A 3,645-nucleotide genomic window follows, 5' to 3' on the forward strand; every position below is an offset into this window, starting at 1 on the left:
AATCAAAGGGAAACTAGGAGATGAAGCAGTAAAACCTCATCAAAAGGTATCTAAGACCCTTGTTGTTCGGGAAATTGAACGATTGAAGACAGAAAAACTCGCCTGCTTTCAGGACTACAAGGATAGCTTGTTGACCAGAGAAGATTATATTGCCAAGAAAAAGGAAGTGGATAAATCTGTTCAGGCTTTGGAAGAGCAGTTGAAAGAAGCTAGCTATGCTCAGTTGCCAACTGATAAGAGGTTAAGCAAAGAAATTGTAGTTGCACACGTTGACAAAGTTGTGGTTGATTGTCTTGGATTTTTTACAGTCATCTACAAATAGCTGAGGAGGAGACTTGTATCCTAGCAAGTCTCTTTCTTGATGGGATAGTTTGTGGTATAATGAGTGTGTAATCTAGCAAATAAATAGTGTCAGTTACTTGACATAAGAGGGNTTGTGGTATAATGAGTGTGTAATCTAGCAAATAAATAGTGTCAGTTACTTGACATAAGAGGGGGGGGAGCGCTATGGAACTCGGTGAAATCTCTCTGGAAACAGCCATTCGTGAGTTTGCTGAGGAGACAGGCATTAAGGTGGCTGCCAAACGTTTGCTTAATGTCTACACGAACAGCGAGCATCATTATCCTAACGGCGATATTTGCCAATCCATCACCTTTATCTATGAAATGGTAGCAGAAGAGAGCTATGACATTAGCACTCACCGTGATGATGAAAGTCTAGAGTTACGTTTTTTCACAAAAGAGGAGATTGACCAGTTGGCATTGGCTTTTGACAGCCACCGTTTGATGATTGAAGAATGTGTGTCTGGCAGCTTTGCCATGGGACACTAAAAGTAATAGAAAATGAAAGGAGTGGGACGGGTTTGTGTTCCAACTGAACACGGACTAAAAGCTGTGTCAAAAAGATGAACGACCTCGAAAATCAGGATTTTCGGGTCATTCCCTATTTTGACTTGGCTTTTGACGTCCTTTGTATCTTAAGTTATGTTTAAATCAGGCTTTGTAGCGATTTTAGGTCGACCAAACGTCGGCAAATCAACCTTTTTGAATTATGTGATGGGGCAAAAAATTGCCATCATGAGCGATAAGGCGCAGACGACCCGTAACAAGATTATGGGTATTTACACGACTGAGACGGAGCAAATTGTCTTTATCGACACGCCAGGGATTCATAAGCCCAAGACGGCTCTGGGGGATTTTATGGTAGATGCGGCCTACTCGACCCTGCGTGAGGTGGAGACGGTGCTCTTTATGGTACCTGCTGATGAGAAGCGAGGCAAGGGCGATGACATGATTATCGAGCGCTTAAAAAAGGCCAATATCCCTGTTATTTTGGTCATTAATAAGATTGACAAGGTGCACCCTGACCAGCTCTTGGAGCAGATTGATGACTTCAGAAGTCAGATGGACTTCAAGGAAATTGTGCCGATTTCAGCCACTCAAGGAAACAATATCAATCGCCTGATGGAGATTCTTAAGGACAATCTGGAAGAGGGCTTCCAGTATTTCCCAGAAGATCAGATTACCGACCATCCCGAGCGGTTCTTGGTGTCGGAGATGATTCGAGAGAAGGTCTTGCATTTGACCCGCGAAGAGATTCCACATTCGGTAGCGGTGGTCATTGAGTCAATGAAGCGAGATGAGGAGACCGACAAGGTTCATATTCAAGCGACCATCATGGTCGAGCGGGACAGCCAAAAAGGCATTGTCATCGGAAAAGGTGGTGCCATGCTGAAAAAAATCGGCTCCCTTGCCCGCCGTGACATCGAACTCATGCTAGGCGACAAGGTCTTCCTCGAAATCTGGGTCAAAGTCAAGAAAAATTGGCGAGACAAGAAGCTGGACTTGGCAGATTTTGGCTACAATGAGAAAGAGTATTAAAATAGCCTACGGATAGGCTATTTTAACCCGAGCCTAGAGACGCAAGGGCGAGGCTTCCCTAATGGGGAGTTTAGGGTCATCGCCTGAAAAAAAGTGCAATGAGGTTCAGTAAACTTTTTAACACAAGCAAAAGAATGGGGAGGAGTGACTGATGATTGAACCTGTTACCTCAAATACGGTAACGCATTGGGCAGACCTCGCCAGCCAGTTGTGGTCGCCTGAGACTCAGGACTTGGTGGCAGACTTTTTAGCTGGTCGATTCCCGTATGAGTTTCTTTTTTGGGACGATGGCAGAGCTGTCGCCTTTATCAGCTTATCCACCAGATATGACTATGTCGAAGGGACGAAAGGCTCTCCTGTTGCATTCTTAGAAGGAGTGTTTGTCTTACCCAGTTATCGTCGCCAAGGATTGGCTAGAAAACTGGTTACTTTTGCGAAAGAGTGGGCAAAAGGACAGGGATTGAGCCAGATTGCCTCTAATTATGCCCTAGACAACCAAGCGAGTCATTTTTGCCATCAAGCACTCGGCTTTCAGGAAGTCAGCCGAACAGTGAATGTCATACAGGACTGCTGAGGACGATAGTCCTCTTTTTTTATTGGATAAAACCCATATTTGTCTGAAAAAACAGAAATTTAAGATTTTATAAAGAATTCTTTAAGTTTTCTTTTAACCTAGCGACGTAAACTAGGGCAATCAAAAAGAAGGGGACTGCTTAATGAAACAAATCAAAAAACATGCCTATACGATTTTATTTTCCAGTGTCTTGCTGACGGCAAATGCCTATAGTCTTCTAAAAACTTTTGTTCTGCCAACAGCGGTGGTCAGTGTCGCAGAGACCGGTCAAGTGCAGGCAACGCCCATCAGCTCCAGCACTGGAACAACAACTGGTAGCTCTGCTATGGCCGCAGGCACAGCAACAGTGACCGATAGCAGCTACACAGACGATAATATCGCCATAGCCATTGAGACCATTCGTCAGAGTGACACGACCATTTATGTGGCGGATGTGCGAATCAGTGATCCGAGCTTGCTCAGGACGGCGCTGGCGCAGGATACCTATGGGACCAACATCACCGCGACGACCTCTAGCACGGCAGCGGCAAACAAGGGCATCTTTGCCATCAATGGAGACTACTACGGGGCAAACCAGACGGGCTATGTCATCAAAAATGGGGTACTCTATCGTGATGTGGCTAGAAGCAGTGACTATGAGGATTTGGTGCAATATGCCGATGGCACGCTTGATGTGATTTCAGAGAGTGACACGACGGCGCAAGCCTTATTGGACAGTGGTGTGGTCAATACCTTTACCTTTGGACCAACCTTGGTTAAGGATGGTGACATTGCTGTGTCGACAACTGACGAGGTTGGTCGTGCCATGGCAGATAATCCTCGGACAGCTATTGGAATTATCGAGGAAGAGGACGGCTCTCTTCACTATCTCATCGTCGTCTCTGACGGTCGCAGCGATGAGAGCTCTGGTCTGACCCTCTATGAACTGGCTGAGGTCATGCAGAGTTATGGCGCTGATTTAGCCTATAACCTAGACGGCGGTGGCTCGTCTACCACGTACTTCAACGCCCTTGTAAGAGGAATACTTGCGTTTCCGACGAATACGAGCAGCTAGTTTCATCTCTATCATCAAACGTTGTACCTTCTTGTGGTTGACACAGAAGCCTCGATTGCGAAGTTCCAAGTGAATACGACGATAGCCATAGTTGCCCTTGTGTTCGTCATAAATGGCTTGGATTTCAGTCTTAAGT

At 45.6% G+C, this 3,645-nt stretch carries 4 protein-coding genes and 2 pseudogenes; 5 read left to right on the top strand and 1 reads right to left on the bottom strand.

Annotation, left to right across the window (positions count from 1 at the left end; all coding sequences use genetic code 11):
• The 5 genes and pseudogenes from ACERC5_RS09900 to ACERC5_RS09920 all read left to right on the top strand — a co-directional run.
• Positions 1 to 322: pseudogene (locus ACERC5_RS09900) on the top strand (recombinase); the annotation flags it as partial.
• Between the two features lie 185 nt (positions 323 to 507).
• The gene (locus tag ACERC5_RS09905) at positions 508 to 831 is read left to right on the top strand and encodes an NUDIX domain-containing protein (protein WP_373659676.1); all 324 of its coding nucleotides are present in this window, start codon (positions 508 to 510) and stop codon (positions 829 to 831) included.
• A 153-nt stretch (positions 832 to 984) separates the two neighbouring features.
• Positions 985 to 1,881: a GTPase Era gene (gene era / locus ACERC5_RS09910; RefSeq protein ID WP_373659677.1), complete on the top strand. Its 897-nt coding sequence runs from the start codon at positions 985 to 987 to the stop codon at positions 1,879 to 1,881.
• 151 nt (positions 1,882 to 2,032) lie between these two features.
• The gene (locus tag ACERC5_RS09915) at positions 2,033 to 2,455 is read left to right on the top strand and encodes a GNAT family N-acetyltransferase (protein WP_373659678.1); all 423 of its coding nucleotides are present in this window, start codon (positions 2,033 to 2,035) and stop codon (positions 2,453 to 2,455) included.
• A gap of 142 nt (positions 2,456 to 2,597) precedes the next feature.
• Positions 2,598 to 3,509: a phosphodiester glycosidase family protein gene (locus ACERC5_RS09920; RefSeq protein WP_373659680.1), complete on the top strand. Its 912-nt coding sequence runs from the start codon at positions 2,598 to 2,600 to the stop codon at positions 3,507 to 3,509.
• Here the strand turns inward: ACERC5_RS09920 and ACERC5_RS09925 are convergent.
• Positions 3,462 to 3,645: pseudogene (locus ACERC5_RS09925) on the bottom strand (IS3 family transposase); the annotation flags it as partial. The gene ACERC5_RS09920 and the pseudogene ACERC5_RS09925 overlap by 48 nt on opposite strands.

Origin of the sequence: Streptococcus sp. E24BD (assembly GCF_041807825.1) — a bacterium.
Lineage (GTDB): Bacteria > Bacillota > Bacilli > Lactobacillales > Streptococcaceae > Streptococcus > Streptococcus entericus.

Excerpts from the sequence above, each read along its gene's own strand:
- era (WP_373659677.1), top strand. The coding sequence starts at position 985 with ATGTTTAAATCAGGCTTTGTAGCGATTTTAGGTCGACCAAACGTCGGC.
- ACERC5_RS09920 (WP_373659680.1), top strand. The coding sequence starts at position 2,598 with ATGAAACAAATCAAAAAACATGCCTATACGATTTTATTTTCCAGTGTC.
- ACERC5_RS09905 (WP_373659676.1), top strand. The coding sequence starts at position 508 with ATGGAACTCGGTGAAATCTCTCTGGAAACAGCCATTCGTGAGTTTGCT.
- ACERC5_RS09915 (WP_373659678.1), top strand. The coding sequence starts at position 2,033 with ATGATTGAACCTGTTACCTCAAATACGGTAACGCATTGGGCAGACCTC.